Here is a 20885-nt window from a genome sequence, read left to right as displayed (position 1 = left end):
AATCACAATTACGCACCAATATATACAGCGAGCACTTCAACACGGCGCGTGTACCAGTGAGGCAAGCCTCCAATATGCACTTACCAAAACAGATGCGCGCAAAATGCATCGGTATATTTCTGCTTGCCTGACAGGCCCTTGCCTCAACAGGCATTTGGAGCTCAAGGGGCAACGTTGGCGGTCTGCCGCACACTATCCACACCTGTGGGCGACAAAACAAAAAAAATACCGGAAAAAAACAGCCTTGCGAGCGTAAGGACGACTGTTTCATTCCGGAACATAAAATTCAAGCAAAAACTTTAGGGGAAAATGAAAAAAAAATTTACCGAACCTGAAAAGATAATCTTTAGCGCAAATGCCGTGTAAAAGCAGTTCGCAAGACAGGTATCACACCTTCTCTAAATAGAAATAACTCTCATTTTTTACCAACAACAGTTTTACAACATTGTTAAGAAATACCCTAAGAACATGTCTAGACTTTTTATAGACAATGTTTTCGACTACCCTTCACCTTCAAGATACTCCAGGATGAGCTGTGCCACGTTTGCGGCGAGGCCAGCAGAAAGCATGGATTCGTGGGTGCCTTGCGTCCAGCGCAACGTGATGTTTTCCTTTTTCAAAAAGCGGCCCCAGCCCTGGTAGTCATCATTCATTATTATCTGCGGGTTGCTTGCAAAATCCAGCGCGCGCACCAGCAGCAGTTTACAGTCTGAAGGGTTTGGCCGCTCATAGCGCGCAGCCGCCAGGGTGTTGCCGCGATAGGTCAGCAGCAGGTTGTCCATCTGCACGGCGCTGAACCCGGCAGGCAGCAATCCGCTTTTCTCCCCGCATTCCACAAGGTAGCCCAGTTGCTGATCGCGCGACATGGCGCGCAGCTTTACGGGGTCAAAGGCCATACCTTGCTGCAAAATGAGCTGCAACAGTTCGATGTCGTCCTTGGCCGCCATCTGTTTTGCGCGGGTATTGTCGGCCACGGTATCAAGAATGATGACAGGCTCGCTGCGGTTGCCCAGTGCCGCATACCGCCGGGAGCATTCATAGGCCAGTAGACCGCCAAAACTCCAGCCACCCCAGATGATATCGCGGCTCTCGACCTTGAGTATTTCGTCCAGATAATACTCCGCCAGGCTTTCAACCGTATGCAGCTCTGTGGTAAGCGACGTGCGCCTTCGGCTGAAGCCAGCCGCCTCAACAGCATAGACCGTATATTTGCCGCCAAGCAGGCGCGCAAGGTCGCTGTAGCAGAACACACTGCCGCCAACAGGATGAAACAGCACAAGATTCTTGCCGCCCTCGCAGTGTTGCAGCTGGATAACAGGGCTTTCGCGCTTTTCGGTCTTTCCGGCCAGCAGGGCCGCAAGCTGCGCAATACTCGAATGCGTGACCAGCTCATTCACAGCCACATGCACGCCCATTTCCTTTTCAATCATGGCAATAAGCCTGATGGAAAGAATGCTGTGACCGCCCAGACTGAAGAAACCAGCATCGGCATCGGTGATTTCACAGCCCAGCAGGCGCTTCCATATCCCGGCCAGTTTTTCTTCTACAGGCCCGGCAGGCATGCGTCCGCGCTGAATTTCCACCCCGCCCAAGGGTGACGGCAGAGCCTTTTTGTCTACCTTGCGGTTGAGCGAAAGCGGCAGCTCCATCATGGGGACAAAATAAGCGGGCACGCAGTACGGCGGCAGGTGTTGCTCTAGGTATCCGCGCAGTAGGGCCATATCCACATCGCCCACCACATAGGCGGCGAGGGTCTTTTCCTCCCCGGCGCGAAAGGTATCCGCCACCACCGCCACCTGACGCACGCCGGGAAAGCCCGCCACGGCCTTTTCCACCTCGCCAAGCTCCACGCGGTTGCCGCGTATTTTCACCTGCTGGTCTTCGCGCCCACGGTAAAAAACAAGGCCGTTCTGCACATAACCGTTGTCACCCGTGCGATAGCAGGGCTGGCCGTCTTTTTCCACAAACGCGCCGGGGCTGGCGTTGTTCAGGTAGCCGCGCGACACCCCATCGCCAAAAATCCACAGTTCGCCAGTGACGGAATCAGGCAACTCCTGACAATTTTTGTCCATCGCGCAGATGTGCACGCCTTCAAGCGGCCTGCCAATGGGATAGGCGGTAAAATCCTGATGGTTGCCCATATCTATGCGAAAGGCGCTGCTGTCCACCGTGCATTCCGTAGGGCCGTACACATTGAACAGCACCACGCCCTCGTTGCCGGGGATGGCGTAAAATTTGCGGATCACATCGGGCCGCAGCACTTCACCCGCCAGCAGCAGGGCCTTGAGCGGCAAGGGTTGACGCTGCTCGGCAAGCCAATCTGTAAGCACGTTGAAAAATGCGGGCGTCATGTCGCACAGGTCAAGCCCGCGCTCACGCGCGCAGGCGCAGAAAAGCGAGGGATTCTTGCGTTCTTCGTCCGACAGCACGTGCAGGCTTTTGCCACTGAAGACAGACACAGCCAACTGCTGCACCGAGGCGTCAAACGACAGGGGCGCAACCAGCCCCACGCTCTCGCAGCCCGCCGCATAGGGCCGCAGGGCGCGCAAAATATGCATGAGGTTGCGGTGCTCTACCACCACCCCCTTGGGAGTGCCTGTTGAACCGCTGGTATACACGATGTAGGCAGCCTGAGATGGCTCGCATGGAGGCAGGGCTTGTCCGCCCGCAGGCGGCAGATACTGCGCCCCGAACCGCGAAACCGGAACCTGAGGACAGCTGCCGCCGGGACGGATGATAACATCATAGCGGAAGGACTGCGCCCCGTGCTGCGCGCCGCCATCTACACGGCTCTGCTCATAGGTTTGGCCCAGCACGCAGGGCGAGAACGTCACTTGCACCGGCACAGGGCAGCGCGCCGCCCACTCGGTAAAGAGTTGGCGGGGAACAAACAGCTCGGCAGAGGCATCAAGCCGCAGCAGGCCTGATTGATCGCCAGTGGCAAGGGCATGGGCCTGCAAGGCGGCCCGCAGATCATCGCGGCAATCCAGATCGCGCACCGCCCCCACAAAAACGAGGCCGTCAGGCGTGAGCATCTCCACGGCGTGATTCAGCACCCTGCGCAGATAGTTGTAGCCGGGGAAATTTTCCACCACGCCATTTATGACCACCACGTCAAAGGCCTGACCTTCAAGAAAATGAATGTCCGCCGCTTCCATACGATACGGCGTCACCCTGGCGGCAGCGTCAAAACGGGCAAGGCGGCTGAGTTCATTGCGGGCCAGATCCACCGCCGCATATTCCTGCGCGGCCCCGGCAAGCGCCTGCGCTACGCAGCCAGACCCGCTGCCCACATCCAGCACCTTGCGGCCTGCGCGGGAATCCTCCGCGCCATGGGCCTCTGCACTGTGAGCCAGCCCGCATTTTTCAAGCACGGCAGCGGCCAAGGCCGCGAGTTCGCTTTGCGGGCAGGGGGCGGCGTCAAAGTCACTCTTCCAGCCCATGTCGCTGCCTGCCTGCGCCACCTGCTCCCAGTATTCCGTGCTTACAAGGCCTGTGCCTTTTTCGGCGGCATCGTCATAGTCCTGCGCATCAAGGCAGAGCACGTGCCGGATGCCGGGATTTCTGTAGTGAAAATACTCGGCCTCGCGCAGGCAGGCACTGTCGGCAATAATCAGGCTTGCAGGCCGCAGCATGGCCTCTTTGCGGCTTTGCGGCTGCTCGCGCTCCACGGGCAGATACACTGCTCCAGCCCGCATGACGCCAAGGGCCGCAGCCAGATACACCGCACCGCGCGCGCACAACACGCCCACCACAGCTTCATGCCCATAACCTTGCGCAAGGATGAAACGGGCAATGCGCTCCGAAAAAACGTCCAGCTCCCTGAAACTCAGCCCAGGGCCGCCCCCGGTCAGGGCTTGGGTTTCTGGCCGTGCGTCAGCAATGCTGCGGAACAGGTGCTCAAGGCTGGCGAACTCCCCCCCCGCCTGCATGACGTCCGCAGTTAGCGGGCCGGAGCCGGAAATACTGGCAGATTCGTGTGTTGCAGACTTTTTTGCAGGAACAGCAAAGGAAAAATCCGATAACTTCATCATGCCGCCCCTTCAATTATGCCTTCAAGAAAATTCCCGTAGTAGGTCAGCCAGTCCTGAGCGGTTTCCGCTACAACCTGCTGTGGATCATACGCAAAATACAGGGCCAGACCTTCCTTCTGTTCCCGAACCGAGCAGAACAGGCCGTAACCATTGCCTTGCGCATCGGGTGTGGGGGCCCCCCCCCGCGCAAATGCAAAACCTAAACGCAGGGCGCTTTGCATGAGGGGCATGCCATCATCAGCAAGGCCAGAGTCCCCGTGGTCAGCATCGCCCATACCAGCCTTATCCGCCAGCCCCTTTTGCGTGAAGGCCAGCAGTTCTTCAAACTCCATATTGTCGTCAATGCTGAACCTGATGGAGCGCTCTGGCGGCACCTCCACCACAAATTGTTCCTGTTGGGTCACCTTGCCCATCAGCACGGCAAACACCGCCAGCAACACAGCCTCGGCAGATGCGCCCTTGCCCGTCGCCACTGCCTCAATGCCTTGCCGCACGGCTGCCGGGGCCAAGGCCTCGCACTGCTCAAGGCTGACCGTGCGGCCAGCGGCGCACGGCAGGTCAGTGGGTGTAAAGCCCAGCGGCGCATCCCCAGGTGCGGAAGTCATGAGTTCAAGAATGCGCACATAATCGCGGGCCATGCGCAGCACATCGGCCTCGCTGAACAGGTCTGCGTAGTATTCAAGGGCAATGCTTATGCTCTCGCCAATATCGCTCACAAAGATGGAAAGATCCGTCTTGCTGGAGAATTTGCTGAACCGCAGGGATTCAAACAGGCCCTGCCCTTCAGCGGCAAATTCAAAGTTCATGTACGAGAGAATGATCTCTGACAGGGGCGATCTGTCCGGCCATGCGGTCTGCCTGAGGTCGGCCAGCAGGCTGTTAAGGATGTACGCCCGGTGGCGCATACCCTCGTTGCTCACCTGCCGTGTAGCGCGCAACAGGGCGGAAAGCGGCTGGCAGGGGTCCACGCTGAAACGCAGCGGCAGCACTGATGCCAGCATGCCCGCCGTGTTGAGATGTTCGCCGCGCGCGTCCATTGAAACCGCGACCACAATATCCTGCAAGCCTGTGTAGGCCTGCGCCAGCAGGCTCCAGGCGCAGAGCGAAACCTGATAGTTGGTCAGCCCTTCCCGGCGGGCCAGGCCCTTGATGGCCTGCACAAGCGCCGGCGCGAGGTCAAATTCATACGTGCCGCCCCTGCCCGTATGCACCCGGGGGCGGGGATGCGATGCGGGCAGATCCAACCGGGGTAATTCGCCCTTGTAAATATTTTGCCAGTAGGCTGCGGCTTCGGCATCGGGATGCGTGACCTGTTGCCAAGCGATATCCTTCATCTGCGCGGTTACAGGCGCAAGCTCCAGCCCATGATATAGGCGGTACAGCTCCACATTGAGCAGCGACATGGTTCTGCCGTCGCCAAGGGCGTGGTGCACATCGAGGAACAGCACTTTTTCACCCGCATCAGTCACAAGCAGACTGGCGCGAAAGCCCGTTTCGTTCCGCAGGTTAAAGGGCCGGATAATGTCATCCTTGTGCGCAAGATCGGGGATGCGCCTTTCTTCAAGGGTAAACCCGGTGAAGGGATGAATAATCATGGCCGGGCGCTCGGCCTCAAAATCGCAAAAGCTCGTGCGTAGCGCCTCGTGCCGCTCCACAAGCTGGGCAAGGGTCCTTTCAAGCCGCGCCGCATCCGCATCGGGCGGCATCACAAGGAATGCTGGCAGGTTGAAACCCAGATCGCCCTCGCTGACCATGTCGGCATACAGGATGGCAAGCTGCTCGTTGCCCACGGGGTATTTATCCAGAACTGGCGTTGTTTCCTCGGCTTTTTGCAGCGGCTGCGCTGGTTTGCGCGAGGCAAGGGCGCAGTCGACAATATCGCCGAGGGTGTCGCTTTCCAGCAGATCCGCCACAGCGAGGGCAAGCCCCGCCTCCTTGTCCAACCGGTTCACGATGCGTGTTGCGGCAATGGAATCACCGCCCAGATCAAAAAAGTCGTCCTCTCTGTTCAGGGGCCTGTCATAGCCAAGGCAATCGCGGATAATCTCAAGCAGGGCTGCCCCATCGAAATGATCGGCATTGCCCATGGGCTGCGCCTGCGTGGCGTTGCCCTTCGCCGCACTGCTGCTGATTGACGCGCTGCCGGGCAGGCCGTTAAGGGCGAAATCCTCTGCGTTTTCGCCCGTCATGCCTACAGCCACAAGCTCCTCGCCGCTGGCAAGCGCGGCCTCTAGCACGGCAAGGGCCTGCGGCGGCGCAAGCATGGTTGCGGCCTCCGGCCCGTTGCCAAGCCCCTCGCGAACAGCCATGCCCACACCCGACCATGTGTTCCAGTTGATGGAAAGTGCGGGCAGCCCAAGGCGGCGGCGATACCGGGCAAAAGCATTCAAAAAGGCATTGGCGGCGGTATAGTCGCTCTGCCCCGGCGCTCCCACAAGGGCCGTGCGCGATGAAGCCAGCACAAAAAAGGCCAGATCATCGCCAAGGGTTGCCTTGTGCAGGTTCCAGGCGCCAGCCACCTTGGGGGCCAGCACGGATTCGTATCCCTGCCTGTCGCTGGTCAGCAGGTAGCCCCTGCCAGCCACGCCAGCCGTATGAATGACGCCCTGCACCGGGCCGACCTCGCTCCGAATTTTTGCAAAAACCTCTTCAACCTGCGCGGCATCCGTGACATCGCAGCGGAAGGCGGCAAAGGGCATGCCCTCCAGCGCATGGGGCGGCAACTGGCTGCTTCTGTGCAGCAAAACCACGTGCGCGCCGTGGCGCTCATGAATCTGGCGCGCCAGCGTCTGGCCCATGCCTCCGAGGCCGCCGGTAATCACCACGCAACCGTTCTTTGTGATGGCAGGCGTGGCAGCAGAGGCAGGCGCAGACGGCAGCTTGACCAGTTCGCGCACACGCACCGTGCCGTCGCAATCCGCCACATATGGCCCGTCAACCAGCCCGAGGCTGGATACAAGGGCCGCTACGGAAGCTGCGTTCTGCTCCTCAAGCTCCACATAGGCGCAGGAAATCCTGGGCTCTTCCCACGGCAGGCAGAGCAGCGGCCCCATGTATAACGCGCCCTGCGGCAAAGACTCCTGATGCGGTTCATGGGCAGGGGCATCCGGCGCAAAAGCCCCGCGGCCCACAACAGTGACGCGCAGGGGGCGGCGCAGCCCGCCGCTGCAAATCTCTTGCAGCAGGGCGCAGAGCGGCCACGTGTCGTTTTGCACACCGGGCTCTAATGCAGGCAGCCAAAGCAGATGATCTGTGGGGCCAGCCAGAATTTCACGCGCCAGAGCGCGGGCTTCATCCGCCTGCAAGGGCAAGGGGCGGCGCGCGTGGGCAAGCGGCTCCAGGGCTTCACCCAAAAGGCTACCCTGACCGCCAAGCAGCATGATGTTTTGCGGCCCGGCAACACAACCTTCCAGATCGGCCTGTTTCCAGCCAATGGCGTACAGTTCCGGCTGCGGCTGCTCACCATGCAAAGGATGAACCTGCGGCGTATCCGGGCCGGATTTGCCAGCAGTTTGCCCCTTGCGCAGGGCCATAAAGGTCATCCCTTCAAGTTCCGCAACAATCTGGCCGGAGGCGTCCGTCACCGTACAGTCGGCCACAATCATGCCCTGCTGGCGGTCAGTGATGCGCACCAGCGCAAAGGCCTGCGCGGTCAGGGGGCTGTAGAGCCGCGCCATGCGGCAACCAGCGGGCACAAAACCGTAAGCATCGCGCAGGGCAAGGCTCGCGGCGATGTCCATCATGGCCGGATGCCAGCGGAAGGTATTGAAATCCGCACGATAGGCCTCGGGCAGACACAGCTCTGCCAGCAGAGTATTGCCGTCCTCCGCTCCCCAGAGTGCCTTGCGGCACTGCCAGCGCCCGCTGACCATGAGCGGCGAATCTTCCGGCGCATCTTGCTGCTCTATTTCGTGCAGGCTTTCGCGCACTGTAGCCAGATTCAACGCCGCAGGGCGGGCAATCCCGCCGCGCACCAGGCCGCTGGCGGCCACGTTCCATGTGCCTGTGGACAGTCCTGTCGTGGAAGCCTCACCAGAATTGCGGGGGGCAGGTTCAAAGTGGTGCAGCTCCACGGCAAGGGCATCGCCCTGCTCCTGCGCCAACAATACCGCGCGACAGCCGGGGCCGCAGGTTACGGGCTTGCGCCAGCGCAGATCATGCAGGCTCAGGGGAGCGGCTCCGCCAATCCATCCCAGACAATCCAGCAGGCTCATGCCCACCAGCAAGGGAGTGCCTTCAAGCCTGTGCTCCGCCGCAGGCCAGAAATCCGGCCTGTCCACGGCAAGGGCAAAGGCCTTTCCGGCAGGCGTCATGACAGGCTCGGAAAGAAAATGCGCGGCAAAACGCGGCCACAATGTAGCGGCGGCGAGAGGAGCTGCGGGCAGATGCACCCTGTAGACGGGCCTTTCTGCGGGCCACGCGAGGCTTGCCCCGGCAAGATAGGCGCTAGCGGCTGCCTGCGCCGCTTCCTGCGAAACAAAGAATGCGCCGGGGAGCGAATTTTCCATGCTGTCCCGGCTGTCATGGCGTGCCGCATTACCCACGGCAATGCCCGTGACCTCTGCGTCCAGTTGTTCAAGCAGTTCCTGCCGGGAACGCACTACAAGGGCCGCGCGCACAGGCAGGGCATCCCGCCCTGTCATGAGGGTGGCGGCAACGGCATGCAGAGCCCAGCCCTCGTTGCGCGCCACAGCCGCCGCGATCGCCCTGGCGTAGTCCTGCAACGAGGTTTCGTCCGGGGCGGAAAACACCACGCACTGCCAGTGGCCGTCGTCCTGCGGCAAAGGCTCCGCCTGATGCTCCGCCACAATCACATGGGTGTTTACGCCGCTAAGGCCAAAGGAACTGACGCCGCAGCGCCAGGGCCGCTCCTGTGGGGGCAGCGGCTCAAGCATCTGCGCCACGCGCACGGGCGCGGCCTCAAAATCAATATGGGGATTGGGCCGCTCAAAATGCGGCTGCGGCGGCACAAGGCCGTTTTCAAGGCAGAGCACGGCCTTGGCAAGGCCAGCAGCGCCAGCGGCGGCATCCAGATGCCCCAGATTACCCTTGACTGAACCGATAAGCGCCTTTTGCTCCCGCCGCGCGCCCTGCCGGGCAAAGGCCCTGCGCAGGCCCTCGATTTCCACAGGGTCGCCCAGAACCGTCGCCGTGCCGTGGGCCTCAAAAAACTGGATGTCCGCCAGCGAGACGCCCGCGTTCCGTACAGCGCGGTCAATGACCTCGGCCTGCGCCTCGGGATTGGGCGCGGCCATGCTGGAGGACTTGCCGTCCTGATTGACGGCGCTGCCGGGGATCACCGCATGTATGGCATCATGATCGCGCAGTGCGGCATCCAGCGGCTTGAGCAGGAATACCGCCGCCCCTTCGCCCGCGCCAACGCCTTCGGCCCCGGCGTCAAAGGTTCTGGTACGACCAGAGACAGACTCAATGGCAAAGGCCGCATCGGCCTTTACAGGCAGATCAATAACATGCGCGCCGCCCACAAGGGCCACGGCGCACTCGCCCTCGTGCAGGCTGCGGCAGGCCTGATGCAGGGCCGCAAGCACGGACGAGCAGGCCGTATCAACGCTGGCCGCTGGGCCGTGCCAGTTTTTCATGTAGCTCAGGCGGGCCAGCACGTTGGAAGGCACATTGAGCAGGTAGGTCTGCTCCGCCAAATCGGGAAAGGCCCGCGTTACGGCAGTCTGGAACAGACGCACCGGGCTTGCGCCCACAAAAACGCCCACATCTGCGTTTTCCAGTGCGCTGCCGCCGTAGCCCGCATCGTCCAGGGCACGCAGGGCTGTTTCAAGAAACACGCGCTGGGCCGGGTCAAGCAGGCTGGCATCGTTGGGTGAAAGCCCGAACCGCCGGTAATCAAAGGATGAAATATCCGAAAGATAGGCCGCCTCACGCAGGCGGGCATCGTCAAAGGCGAGACCCACGGCATCAAATATCTGCCGCGTTTCGCCGCGCCGTTTTTCGGGCATGGGGATATTCTTGTCCGCGCCTCTGGCAAGATCACGCCAGAAACTCTGCACATCGGCATAGTCGCCAAGGCGCACGGCCATACCGATAATGGCTATGGGCGCGGTGGTTGCGCGGCAAGTTGCAATGCTGCTGCCAGCATGCTGCGCCCGCGCAATAAAGGCGGCCTGCGCGCGGATGGTGCTTTCTGAAAAAAGCCCCGCCAGCGTGAATACTCCCGGCCACTGTTTGTCCAGCAGGGTGTGCAGCCGCACCAGCAGGAGCGAATTGCCGCCCGCGTCAAAAAATCCCAGATCAGGCCCCGCTTCCACTTCCGGCATGACCTGCCGCCACACCTCGCGCACGGCCTCGATCTGTGCGGTGGAGACGCCGGATTCCGAGCCAGTTTCCTCGCCTGTTTGCGAACCTGCCTGCAATGCATCCGGGCCGTGTGCAGCGGGGGCGGCGCTCTTTTCTCCACCCGCCAGCAGGGGCTGGCCCTGCAAACGTTTGCGGTCGGCCTTGCCCGAGGGACTCAGCGGGATATCTTGCACCACAAAAAAGCGGGAGGGGCACATGTAGTTGGGCAGCAGGGCAGCAAGCTCCGCGCGGATGCCAACCAGATCAAGGCGTGCGCCGCCCTGCGGCAGCAAAAAGGCCTCAAGCGCCGCGTATTCGCCAATGCGCCCCATCCGCACCACGGCCTGCGACACGCCCCGGCAGCGCCCAAGCGCCGCCTCGACCTCGCCAAGCTCAATGCGGTAGCCGCGAATTTTCACCTGATCATCGTTGCGCCCGAGGTATTCAATGCTGCCATCGGCCAGCCAGCGCCCCAGATCGCCCGTGCGGTACATGCGGCTGCCGGGGGCAAAAGGGTCATCCATAAAACGCTGGGCCGTGAGGTCTGGCCGGTTCAGATAGCCTCTGGCAACCTGAATGCCCGAAATATAGATCTCGCCCGTTACGCCCAGCGGCACAGGGAACTTGCAGGCATCCAGCACGTACAGCCGGGTATTGCTGACCGGGCGGCCAATGGGCACAGCTTGGGGCGGCGTGTTCAGGCAGGGCTGCCACGATACGTCCACGGTCGCCTCGGTGGGCCCGTAGAGATTGTGCAGCTCCACCTGCAACTGATCCGCGTGCGTCAGGGCATTCCACCGTGCCACCAGTTCGCGGGGCAAGGCCTCGCCGCTGGTGAACACATAACGTAATGACCGCAGCCTGCGCACATCGCCGGGGTGCGCCTCCAGATGATCCAGAAAAGCCCGCAGCATGGACGGCACAAAATGCAGCACCGTGACCCGGCGGGCCTCAATGGCCTGCACGATGAGGGCGGGATTTTTCTCCGCATTCGGCTCCAGCAGGGCAATGCCCGCGCCCTGCCACGCCCACCAGAACAGCTCCCACACCGACACGTCAAAGGTGGTGGTGGTTTTTTGCAGCACCACATCGCCCTGCCCGATGGGAAAGCGCGACTGCATCCACAACAGGCGGTTGGCAACGCTGGCGTGTTCGATAGGCACGCCCTTGGGCCGCCCGGTGGAGCCGGAAGTAAAGATCACGTAGGCCGGAGAATCCGGCGGCAGCGGTTCCGCTTCATAAGGAGGAACGCCGCCCGGCACCTGCGCGCCAGCAGTCAGCGCCTCAAAATCAGGCGAGAGCACGCGCTGACCGCACTGCCCGCACTGCCCATTCTGTCCATTCTGTCCATTCTGGCAGAAGGCTTCCGCAAAGCGCGCCTCGCACAGCACCACGCACTGCCCGAGGTCTTCAAACACAGACCGCTTGCGCTCGGCGGGCAAGGTGGCGGCAAGCGGCACATAGACGGCCCCAAGCCGCAAAACGGCAAAAATGCAGGCCAGCATCGCGGGCGAGCGCTCAAAGCACACGCACACATACTGCCCGCGCTCCACGCCCTGCCCTTGCAGCCATGCACACACGGCATCCACCTGCGCGTTGAACTGCGCGTAGGAAACAGTCGTGCCTGCGGCGTCCAGTACTGCCGGAGCATGGGGGGTGCGGGCAGCCTGAGCGCGAAAACGGCTGTCCATGTCGGCGGCGATATCCAGCGGTTCCGCCGTATCATTAAAGCTGGCGAGTTCTGCGCGCTCCTGCGCCGGCAGAATATCCAGTTCTGCCAGGGGCTTTGCATCATCAGCCAGCACGGCGTCCGCAAGGGTCAGCAGGCGCTCGGTCATGCGGCGGACTGTCTGCGGGCTGAAAAGCTCGGTGCAGTATTCCACATCCACCGTATAGCCGCCGTCTGCCCGCTCCCTGAAGTAAAAACTCAAGTCAAACTTGCTACACTGGTGCGGCAAGGGCAGAGGTTCCATGCACAGAGGCGTGCGGCCAAAATTGTTCCAGCTTGCGTCTTCCAGCGCGGCAAATACGTCAAACACGGGATTGCGCGCGGCATTTCTCTCCACCCCCACGGCTTCGATAACTTTTTCAAAGGGACAGTTTTGCGCGGACAATGATTTTCTGAACGCGGCGTCCACCGTGCCTGCCAGCTCGGCAAAGCCGCCCTGCGCGTTCATGCGCGCCCGCACTGCCAGCGTGTTGACAAAGAGGCCCACAACTCCCTGAACCTGCTCATGCTCCCTGTTTGCCGCGGGGCAGCCCACAATAATGTCGTCCTGCCCGGTATGGCGGAGCAAAAAGGCATCCACCAGAGCAAGCAGCACGGGAAATACCGTCACCCCGGCCCGCAAGGCCCAATCCTTGAGGGCGTGGCTGCGTTCAAGGCCCAGATCAAAGCTCTGCACGGCCCCTTCAAAACGCTGCACCGCCGGGCGGGGGTAATCCAGCGGCAGGCGCAGACGCTCCGGCAACGGCGCGAGGTCGCTGCATATCTGTTCAAGACCTTCCGCCTCCCGCTGCGATTCCCACAGGGCGTAGCTTGCAAAATCCAGATCCAGAGGCCGCCACTGCGGCACGCTGCCTTGCAGCACGGCGCCGTAGGCTTCGTTGAGTTCGCGGGTGATAACTTCCGCCGACCAGCCGTCAAAAATGATGTGATGGAAGCAGAACACCAGCGCATGGCTGCCGTCTTCCTGCCGGAACAGGGCCACGCGCACCAAGGGCCTTTCCGGCCCCAGAGGCAGGCTCATGCCCAGATAGACGGCATCGGTAAGGGGCGTGTCGTAGCATTCAAGCCGCAGGCCGCCAGCAGGTGCAAATCTTTGCTCCGGCGCATCCAGCGCCACGCGCAGGCGGAGGGCATCGTGCCTTTCTTCAAGCAGGGTAAGGGCCTTTTGCAGGGCCACGGCATCCACGGGGCCGCGCAACCGGGCCGCAAACGGAATAACATAAACCTGACCGCCCTCATGCAGCTTTTGCAGAAACCAGATACGCTGCTGGGCTGGCGACAGGGGGTAGGCTGCAAGCCCTTCCACTCGCGGAATAACAGCATCCGGCTTTGCCAGACTGCCAATGCGGGCCGCAAGGGCGCGCGGGCTGGGATAGCCCATCACATCCTCTATGCCCACCGCCACAGAGAGGCTTTTGCTCAACTGCGAGAGCAAGCTCATGGCTATGAGGCTGTGCCCGCCAAGCTGGAAAAAGTCCGCATCCACAGAATCCACGGGGCAACCAAGCACGGCGGCATAGGCCGCGCGCACGGTTTCCGCCAGAGCCGCCACATCCGGCCCCTGCGGGACCTGGGCTTGCACGGCTGCAGCGGCAGCGTTATCGGGCGCGCTTTCTGCAACGCACGGCTCTGTCCCGCACCGCTCTGCTCCGTCATGCTCTGCGATGGGCCTTTCTGCGGTCAGCCCCGCGTTGCTCGCCGCTTCTTCCAGCGCAAGGCAGGTACGCCCGGCCCCTGAGGCCGCTGCCGCAAGCACGGCATGCAGCCCGTTGCGCAGGGCAAGCGCCCTCTCCTCTGGCAAACGCTCGGGATCATACAAAAAGCGGAAACGCAGATTTACGCCGGGAATAACCGAAATGCCCAGGGCGTAAGGCAGCTTTTCAAAACCGCGCATGTCGCACAATTCAACGCGGTTGTGATCAAAACACGTATCAACAGGATAATTTTCAAAGACCATCAGGTGGTCGAGCAGATTTCTGCCCAGTGTCGCCAGGGGCACATAGCCATAGCGCATCTGCTGCAGATTCTGCTCTTTCACATGGGCCAGCAGCGCGCCGAGGGAGTCGCTGGTTGTCCAGCGCGCCCGCAGGGGCAAGGTCTGGATGAACAGCCCCACGGCGGACTCAATACCCGCCAGCTCCGCCGGACGACCGGAAGTAACCACGCCAAAGACCACATCGCGGCAGCCACTGTTGGCATTGCCGAGCACCACGGCCCACAGAGCCTGAACAAGGGCGGAAAGCGTCACCGCCTCTGTTTTTGCCAGCTCTTGCAGGCTGGCGCTCTGTGCGGCGTCCAGTTCCAGTTCCACTGTCTGCGGTTCGTCAAATTCCCCGGAGGTGGCAGCGCGGGGAGCCGATTGCGCCAGCTCAACCCCGGTCGGCCCGCTGAAATCCTGCAACAATCCGGCCCAGTAGGCCCGCGCCGCGCGTTCATCAAACTGCGCGCGCCAGCGGGAATAGGTCTCCAGCGGGAAAGGCTCCGGCAAACGGCTGTTTTCTGGCCCGCCCTTGGCCCCGGCCATGGCAAAAAGTTCCCGCAACAGCACGCCCATACACCAGCCGTCCATAAGCAGATGGTGGAAGCACCAGCTCATGACCACGCGGTCGGCACCCCGGCGGAAAAACCGCGCCCGCAGCAGGGGGCCGCGCTGCACGTCAAAGCCGCGCTGCCGTTCCGCGCGCAGCAGGGTCTGTGCTTCCGCCTCGGCCTCGGCCTCCGGCAAGTGAGAAAAATCGTGAAATTCAAGGCTGGTGCGGCCCTTGCGCAACACCACGCGGTAAAACTCGCCTTCCACCGGCATGGGAAAGAGGGAACGCAGGCTTTCATGCCGCGCGGTGAGCGCTTCCCACGCGCGCATGAGCCCAAAAATATCCACCGGGCCGCGAAAATGAAATTCAACCTGCTGGGTGTAAACCCCTGATTGCGCAAGCAGAGACTGATACAGCAAGGGCGCATGCCCGGCATCCGGCTGCGCGATGCGCTCCACATCGTCCGCATGGCAGCCGCAGGCGGCAAAAATGGCGTCCAGAGTTTGCTGCGGCAGATAGGCGGGCAGGGTTTTCAGGGCGGCAAGCCAGTTCTGGAGCAAACCGAAAACCCAATCCTGCGTCAGACAGTGCGGGCTGAACCACGCCCCGAGGTGCAGGATGCCCTTCTGGTCAAAAAAGACCGAAAGTTCCAGCGGGGCATCCGCCTCCATGTCGGCATGGACAAGCTCGGGAACAAGCCCCGGCGCCAGAGCCGAAATCATCAGGGAGGCCTCTTCGTCTGGCAGGCCCGTCACACGCCCCAGATAGTTGAAGGCAATCTGCGCCGTGTAGCCAAATTCAACGGGATCTTCCTGCCGCAGGTACCCATAGGCATTGCAGTTTTCAGGGCTGAAATGCTGCGCCAGCCACGGGCCAAGGGCTTCGCGGGCCTGCGCGCAGTTCAGGGCAGGCTCAAGAGGCATGGGGCAAACTGCCGTAAACCAGCCAAGGCTGCGGCTGGCGTCAAATCCGGGCAAAAGTTCATCGCGCCCGTGGCTTTCAAGCGTTACGCGTACCGCCGCCTTCTGCCCTTGGGCGTGCAGGGCGCAGGCAAGCGCGGCTAACAGATCGGCCTTGGCAGCGGTGCTGTATTCCAGCCGAAAGCCCTCAAGCTGCGCGGACAGACGGGCACGGCTGACGGCCCTGTCCCGGCCCCTGCCCTGCGGCAAAAGGGCACGCAAGGGTTCGCATGGTTCTGCGCAGGCAGCCCGCCACAAAACGCGCTGTTCCGCAGACGGGAATGCCCCGCCAGCGCGCAGCCGCTCAACCTCGCGGGCGCGCAGGGCAAGGCCGTGCGCTTCGCGCTGGACTTTCCCCGTACGGCAATAATGGAGCAAGCCCTGGCGCAGGGTTTCAAGCGAGAGCGCGTCCAGCGCAAGGTGATGCCCCACCAGCAACAAGAAGCGCCTCTCGCCCTGCCGGGCCAACATGGTACCCAGAGTTTTGCCGCATGCCGCATCAAGGCCCGCCGTGATCTCCGCCACAGCTTCGCGCAGCAGGCTTGTCTGCTCCACAGTGTCGGCGAAATCACGGCAGTGCAGGGTTATTTTTTGCGGTTCGGCCAGCAGCACGGCATGATCCGGCGCAAAAGCCATGCGCAGGGATTCGTGATGTTCCGGCAGGGTTTGCAGCCAGGCTTCAATGGTCGCCGTTGGCACATCCGCGCGGATTTCCAGCGGCAGCAGCATGAAGAACTGCTGCCAGTGGCTGGGGTGCGCTTTCAGGAAATAGCGGGCAAAAGGCAGCAGGGGAACCCGCTCGCCAGGGGCGACAGGCGTATAGTCCATAGCCTGCGTTACAGATGGGTCGCTGACAGCGCTTTCCAGCAGAGTGCAGAGATCGCCAAAGCGGGGCTTACGCAAAAAATCCGGCGCGCTCAAGGCAGTTATGCCGCTGCGGCGCAGAATGCCCGTTATCTGGATAGCCTTGATGGAATCGCCGCCATCGCGGAAAAAGTCGTTTTCTTCCTGCACAGCGCTGGAACTGCCGGGGTGCAGAATCTCGCGCCAGGCATCGGCCAGTACCTGCCGGGGATTGCGGCGGGCAAGCCCTTCGCAGGCACGCCGCATGCTCTGCGCCAGATCATCCAGCAGGGCCGCGGCATCGGCGATGCAACCCGCGTCATACTCCAGCACAATGCGCGAAGCCGTGCCCGTTACGAGGGTAAAGCTGGCTGTGAGCTTGCTGGCCCGCAATTCCAGCTCCAACCTGTTCAGTTCAAGCCCCGGAACTCCCACAGGTTCAAAATGCGCATGCGTTGCCAGAAATTCGGGCACAATATCCGCAGCGCAGTAACGGCTGTGCTCAATGGCCTGCCGCATCTGCCGGGCGGCATCGGCCACGGCGGCGCTGTCTTCAAGGCCGTCAAGGCGCACACGCAGGGGGACGGTGTTGACGTAGAACCCGGCAGCGCAGAATTCGTCCTGCGTTTCGCGCAGCCCCATGGGCACACCCAGCAACAGTTCCTTTCTTTCAAAGCGGCGGCAGAGTGCGCGCCCCGCCAAGGCCACAAAGCAGGCCAGCACGCTCGCGCCAGAATTTTTTGCCAGAATTTCAAACCCCTGCGCGGTTTCCGCATCAAGGTCAACGCCGATCATGGCGCCCTTGCGGCTGGCGGCTCCTGCGGCCGGATTCACCGTGGGCACTGGCGGCGTGAGCACCTCTTGCCAGTAGGCAGCATCATCGGCGCAGGCTGGCGATGCCGCATAAGCGGCCTGCCTGCGGCAAAAAGCCTCCTGCACAGCCAGCAGACCACGCACGGGAGGTTCGCCGCGCAAATAACGCAAGGCATTTTGCAACAGGATTTCAAGGGTTTCGCCATCGCCCGCCACATGGTGCACCAGCACCAGCACCTGAACGCATTGCGGCAAAACTGCGGCCACAAGGCGCACGGGCGGCTCCACACGCAGATCAAAGGGCGTGTGTATCTGCTGGTCAAAAAATACCGCCGCTTCGCGCGCATCGGCAATGGCCACGCTGCACAGGTAGACCTCGCCCTTGCCCCTCGCAAAATGGGGATTGTCTATATCGCCCGTCACGGTGCAGTGAAAAAGCTCCTGCGCGTTGGCAGCCCTGCGCAGGCCTTCCAGAAAATCCGCAGTTTTGTCGCCCCGCAGTTCAAGCAGCAGGGGCATATTGTAGTCAATGGAGCCTTCGTTCACCTGCTGGTAGGCCCAGATGCGGAACTGCCCGGTGCTGAGCGGCGCGCTTTCAATGCCCGCAAGGGCCGACTCCGCACGAACACCGCCAAGCAGGGCTTCCACATCAAACAGCGTTTCGCAGCTGACAAAACTGCGAAAGGAAATATCAACGTCAAAAGTTTTGCGGATGGCATGCAGCAACGACATGGCGTTAAGGCTGTTGCCGCCCTGGGCAAAAAAGCTTTTTTCAGGATCATAGGCCCGGCCGAGCACGCGCTCAAAAATCTCCAGAAGCCCAGCATGGGGCTTACGGTCACTGCCGCCCTGCGCTTCGCCGCGCCGTGCAATGTGTTGCAGGGCCTTGCGGTCTATTTTGCCCGTAGGGGCAAGGGGCATGGCTTCCAGCACGTGCCAGGCCGAGGGCACCATGTAGAGCGGCAGACTTGTTCTGCTCCACGAAACCACCGTTTCTATGGATGCGCCGGGCCGCAGCACAAAAAATGCCGCAAGGCTGACCTGACCGCCCGCATCCTTGACGGCCAGCACCGCCGCCTGACTGACGCTTTCACAGCTTTCAAGCAGGCAGGCCACCTCGGCCAGCTCCACCCGGTTGCCGCGTATTTTAACCTGATCGTCAGCCCGGCCCAGCAGCAGGATTTCGCCCTTGTCCGACCACAAGGCCAGATCGCCGGACGCGTAAAAGCGGGCGTTTCCTTCCTGCGTAAGGTGGATAAAACGCTGCTCCGTCATTTCAGGCTTGTTGTGGTAGCCGATGGCAAGGCTGGCCCCGCCTATCCACAGTTCGCCCGCCATGCCTGCGGGCAGCTCGCGCCACTCGGCATTGCGGATGGAAAGCGTCACGTTGGGGATGGGCCTGCCCACACCGATGGGTTGCGGCTCAAAGGGCGAAACTTCCTTCATGGCCGCGCAGACGCACGTTTCCGTAGGGCCGTAGGCGTTAAAATAACGCAGGTCCTTGGCATAGTGCAGGGCATCGCCCACCACAGGCGGCTCGCCCGCTGTTATGAGCACACGCAAACCGGGGAACGGCTCTCCCTCAAAAAGGTTGAGGTACGAGGGCGGCAGGGTGACAACGGTGATGTCGTTATCAATCATGTACTGCCGCAGCGTCCAGGGCGCGTTGCGGCACTGGTCGCTCACCGGATACAGGGCGGCCCCAGCCAGCAGAGCCATGAACATTTCCGACAGCGAGGCGTCAAAAATGGGCGGCGCAAACTGCAACACATGGTCATCAGCCTGCACACCAAAAAGCTCGATCTGCCCCTGAATCATGTTGGCAAAGCCGCCGTGCGGGGCCAGTACGCCCTTGGGCTTGCCCGTGGAGCCAGAGGTGTAGATCAGGTAGGCTCCATCCCCGGCCAGAGGTGCTTGCGGCAAGGGCGTTATGGGGGATTGGCGGTAGGCAAGGTCGGCCAGATCAAGCGTGATGTCTGCCCCGGCGTCTTCCACAATATAGGCCATGCGGTCGGGTGCGGCCTTGGGGTCTATGGGCAGATAGACTGCTCCAAGCCTCTGGATTCCCAGAACAACTTCTGGAAGATTGGCTGTGCGCTGGGCAGCCACCGCCACAATGCCGCCCCGCGCAACGCCCTGCCCGGCCAGCCACGAGGCGCACCTCAGGGAATTTTCGCGCACCTGCGCGTACGAAAGGGCATTGCCCCATTCGTCCTTGACGGCAACGCGTCCGGCAAAGGCATCCGCCGCCGCGTCAAAAAGTTCGGGCAAGGAACGGATATCGTACATTCTGGCAGGGCCGCTGCGCCATTGCGCGAGTTCCCGTTTTTCTTCATCCAGCAGGTAGTCAAGCTGCGGCGGCTCAATGCCAGCGGCAAGCTGGGCCACTACGCTCTCAACGCGGGCGACAAAACGCTCCACATCCCTGTCACTCAGGTGGTTGCGGCTGTTGCGCACCGTGAGCGAAAAACAGCCCGAGCGCAGCTCCTGCATGACCAGTGTGCCGAAAAGAATCGGCTCCTTGGCGCTGTGCCTCTGCTCCGCCTCGACAATGGGGAATTCCGGTGTGCCGGGAGGCGTATTGGGCAGAAAATTGACAAAGGTATCTGCCAGAAAGGCAAAATTTTTGCCTTCAAGCTGGCGGGCAGCCAGTTGGTAAGGCGTGCGCACATGACGGTAAAACGAGCCGTTCTGCGCGCTGACGGCCTCCAGCAGCCCGGCAAAGGTATCGTGCGCGGCCACGTTCACCAGCAGGGGCGGCAGCGACATCATGGCCCCCTGCCGCCGGTATAGCACCTTGCGCTCCCCATAGGCCACGGGGGCAAGAGCCACGATGTCCTTTTCTCCGCTCATGAACGACACAATAAGTGCATAGATGCCCGTAAAAAACACCGCGGGGCTGACCTTGTGGGCGGCAATGAGCGCGGACGTTTCGCGCGAGGCTTTTTCTGACAGCACAAACTTCTGGTGACGGCTCTCGCCAAGCACATCGGGGCGCCCCGGCAGGGCGCGCAGCAGGCGTTTTTCTGGCAGGCGGGAGAGGTGTTCTTGCCAAAAGGCCATGTCTTTCTGAAAACGCGGCGAGGCGCAGTGCGCCTGATCTTCAAGGTAGGCTTCTTCGCAGGAGCACGGCTCGCCAAGGTCTGGCGTTTCTCCGCGCGCGAGGGCTGTGTAAACGTCCGCAATAACAGCTATGTGAAAAAAGAATGCCAGCCCGTCCAGCACCACGTGCGAGCACTTCATGGCAACGATGCAGCTTGCCTCGCCAGTGATGACAAGGGCGTAGCGCATAAGGGGATTTTCGACCGGTTCTTCAAAAAACTCGTCGATCATGCAGTCGGCAGCAGCGGCGGGGTCCGGCTGCGCAGCGGCGTCCAGAACCCTGAAATCAGGCTCCTGTGGTTCGCCCACAAGAAAATACGGTTCGGCTTCATCCTGGCACAGGGAGGCGGCGGGCAGAGGCGTGAAATGCAGCGTGCGCTTGATGGCCTGACGCAACAGATCGGGATCGAGCAGGGCGTCAATGTGATAACAGCCCCGAATAGAGGTTTCGGCATAGTCGGACAGCGCCGCTTTTGCAGAGAGCCACAGTTCTTTTTGACACCCGGTTAAAGGCACAATCTTTGCCATTCCGTCCCCCACTGCGGCTTTAATGCGCTTAGTGCAA

Annotated in this window: 2 protein-coding genes; both read right to left on the bottom strand. The window is 61.6% G+C overall.

Translation table 11 applies throughout. The features are described from left to right. Positions 1-500: 500 nt before the first annotated feature. Positions 501-4034, bottom strand: coding sequence for an alpha/beta fold hydrolase (locus RDK48_RS04190; RefSeq protein ID WP_298993154.1), 3534 nt, complete (start codon positions 4032-4034; stop codon positions 501-503). Beyond that, positions 4031-20848: a non-ribosomal peptide synthetase gene (locus RDK48_RS04185; protein ID WP_298993157.1), complete on the bottom strand. Its 16818-nt coding sequence runs from the start codon at positions 20846-20848 to the stop codon at positions 4031-4033. Before RDK48_RS04185 ends, RDK48_RS04190 begins: the two co-directional genes overlap by 4 nt. Positions 20849-20885 lie beyond the last annotated feature (37 nt).

Source organism: uncultured Desulfovibrio sp. (genome assembly GCF_902477725.1).
Taxonomy (GTDB): Bacteria; Desulfobacterota; Desulfovibrionia; order Desulfovibrionales; family Desulfovibrionaceae; genus Desulfovibrio.
Note: the sequence above shows the minus strand (reverse complement) of the source record. Positions and strands in the feature narration are given on the sequence as shown.

What these genes read in the sequence shown, in the direction of transcription:
- RDK48_RS04190 (WP_298993154.1), bottom strand. Translation starts at nt 4,034, where the DNA reads ATGATGAAGTTATCGGATTTTTCCTTTGCTGTTCCTGCAAAAAAGTCT.
- RDK48_RS04185 (WP_298993157.1), bottom strand. Translation starts at nt 20,848, where the DNA reads ATGGCAAAGATTGTGCCTTTAACCGGGTGTCAAAAAGAACTGTGGCTC.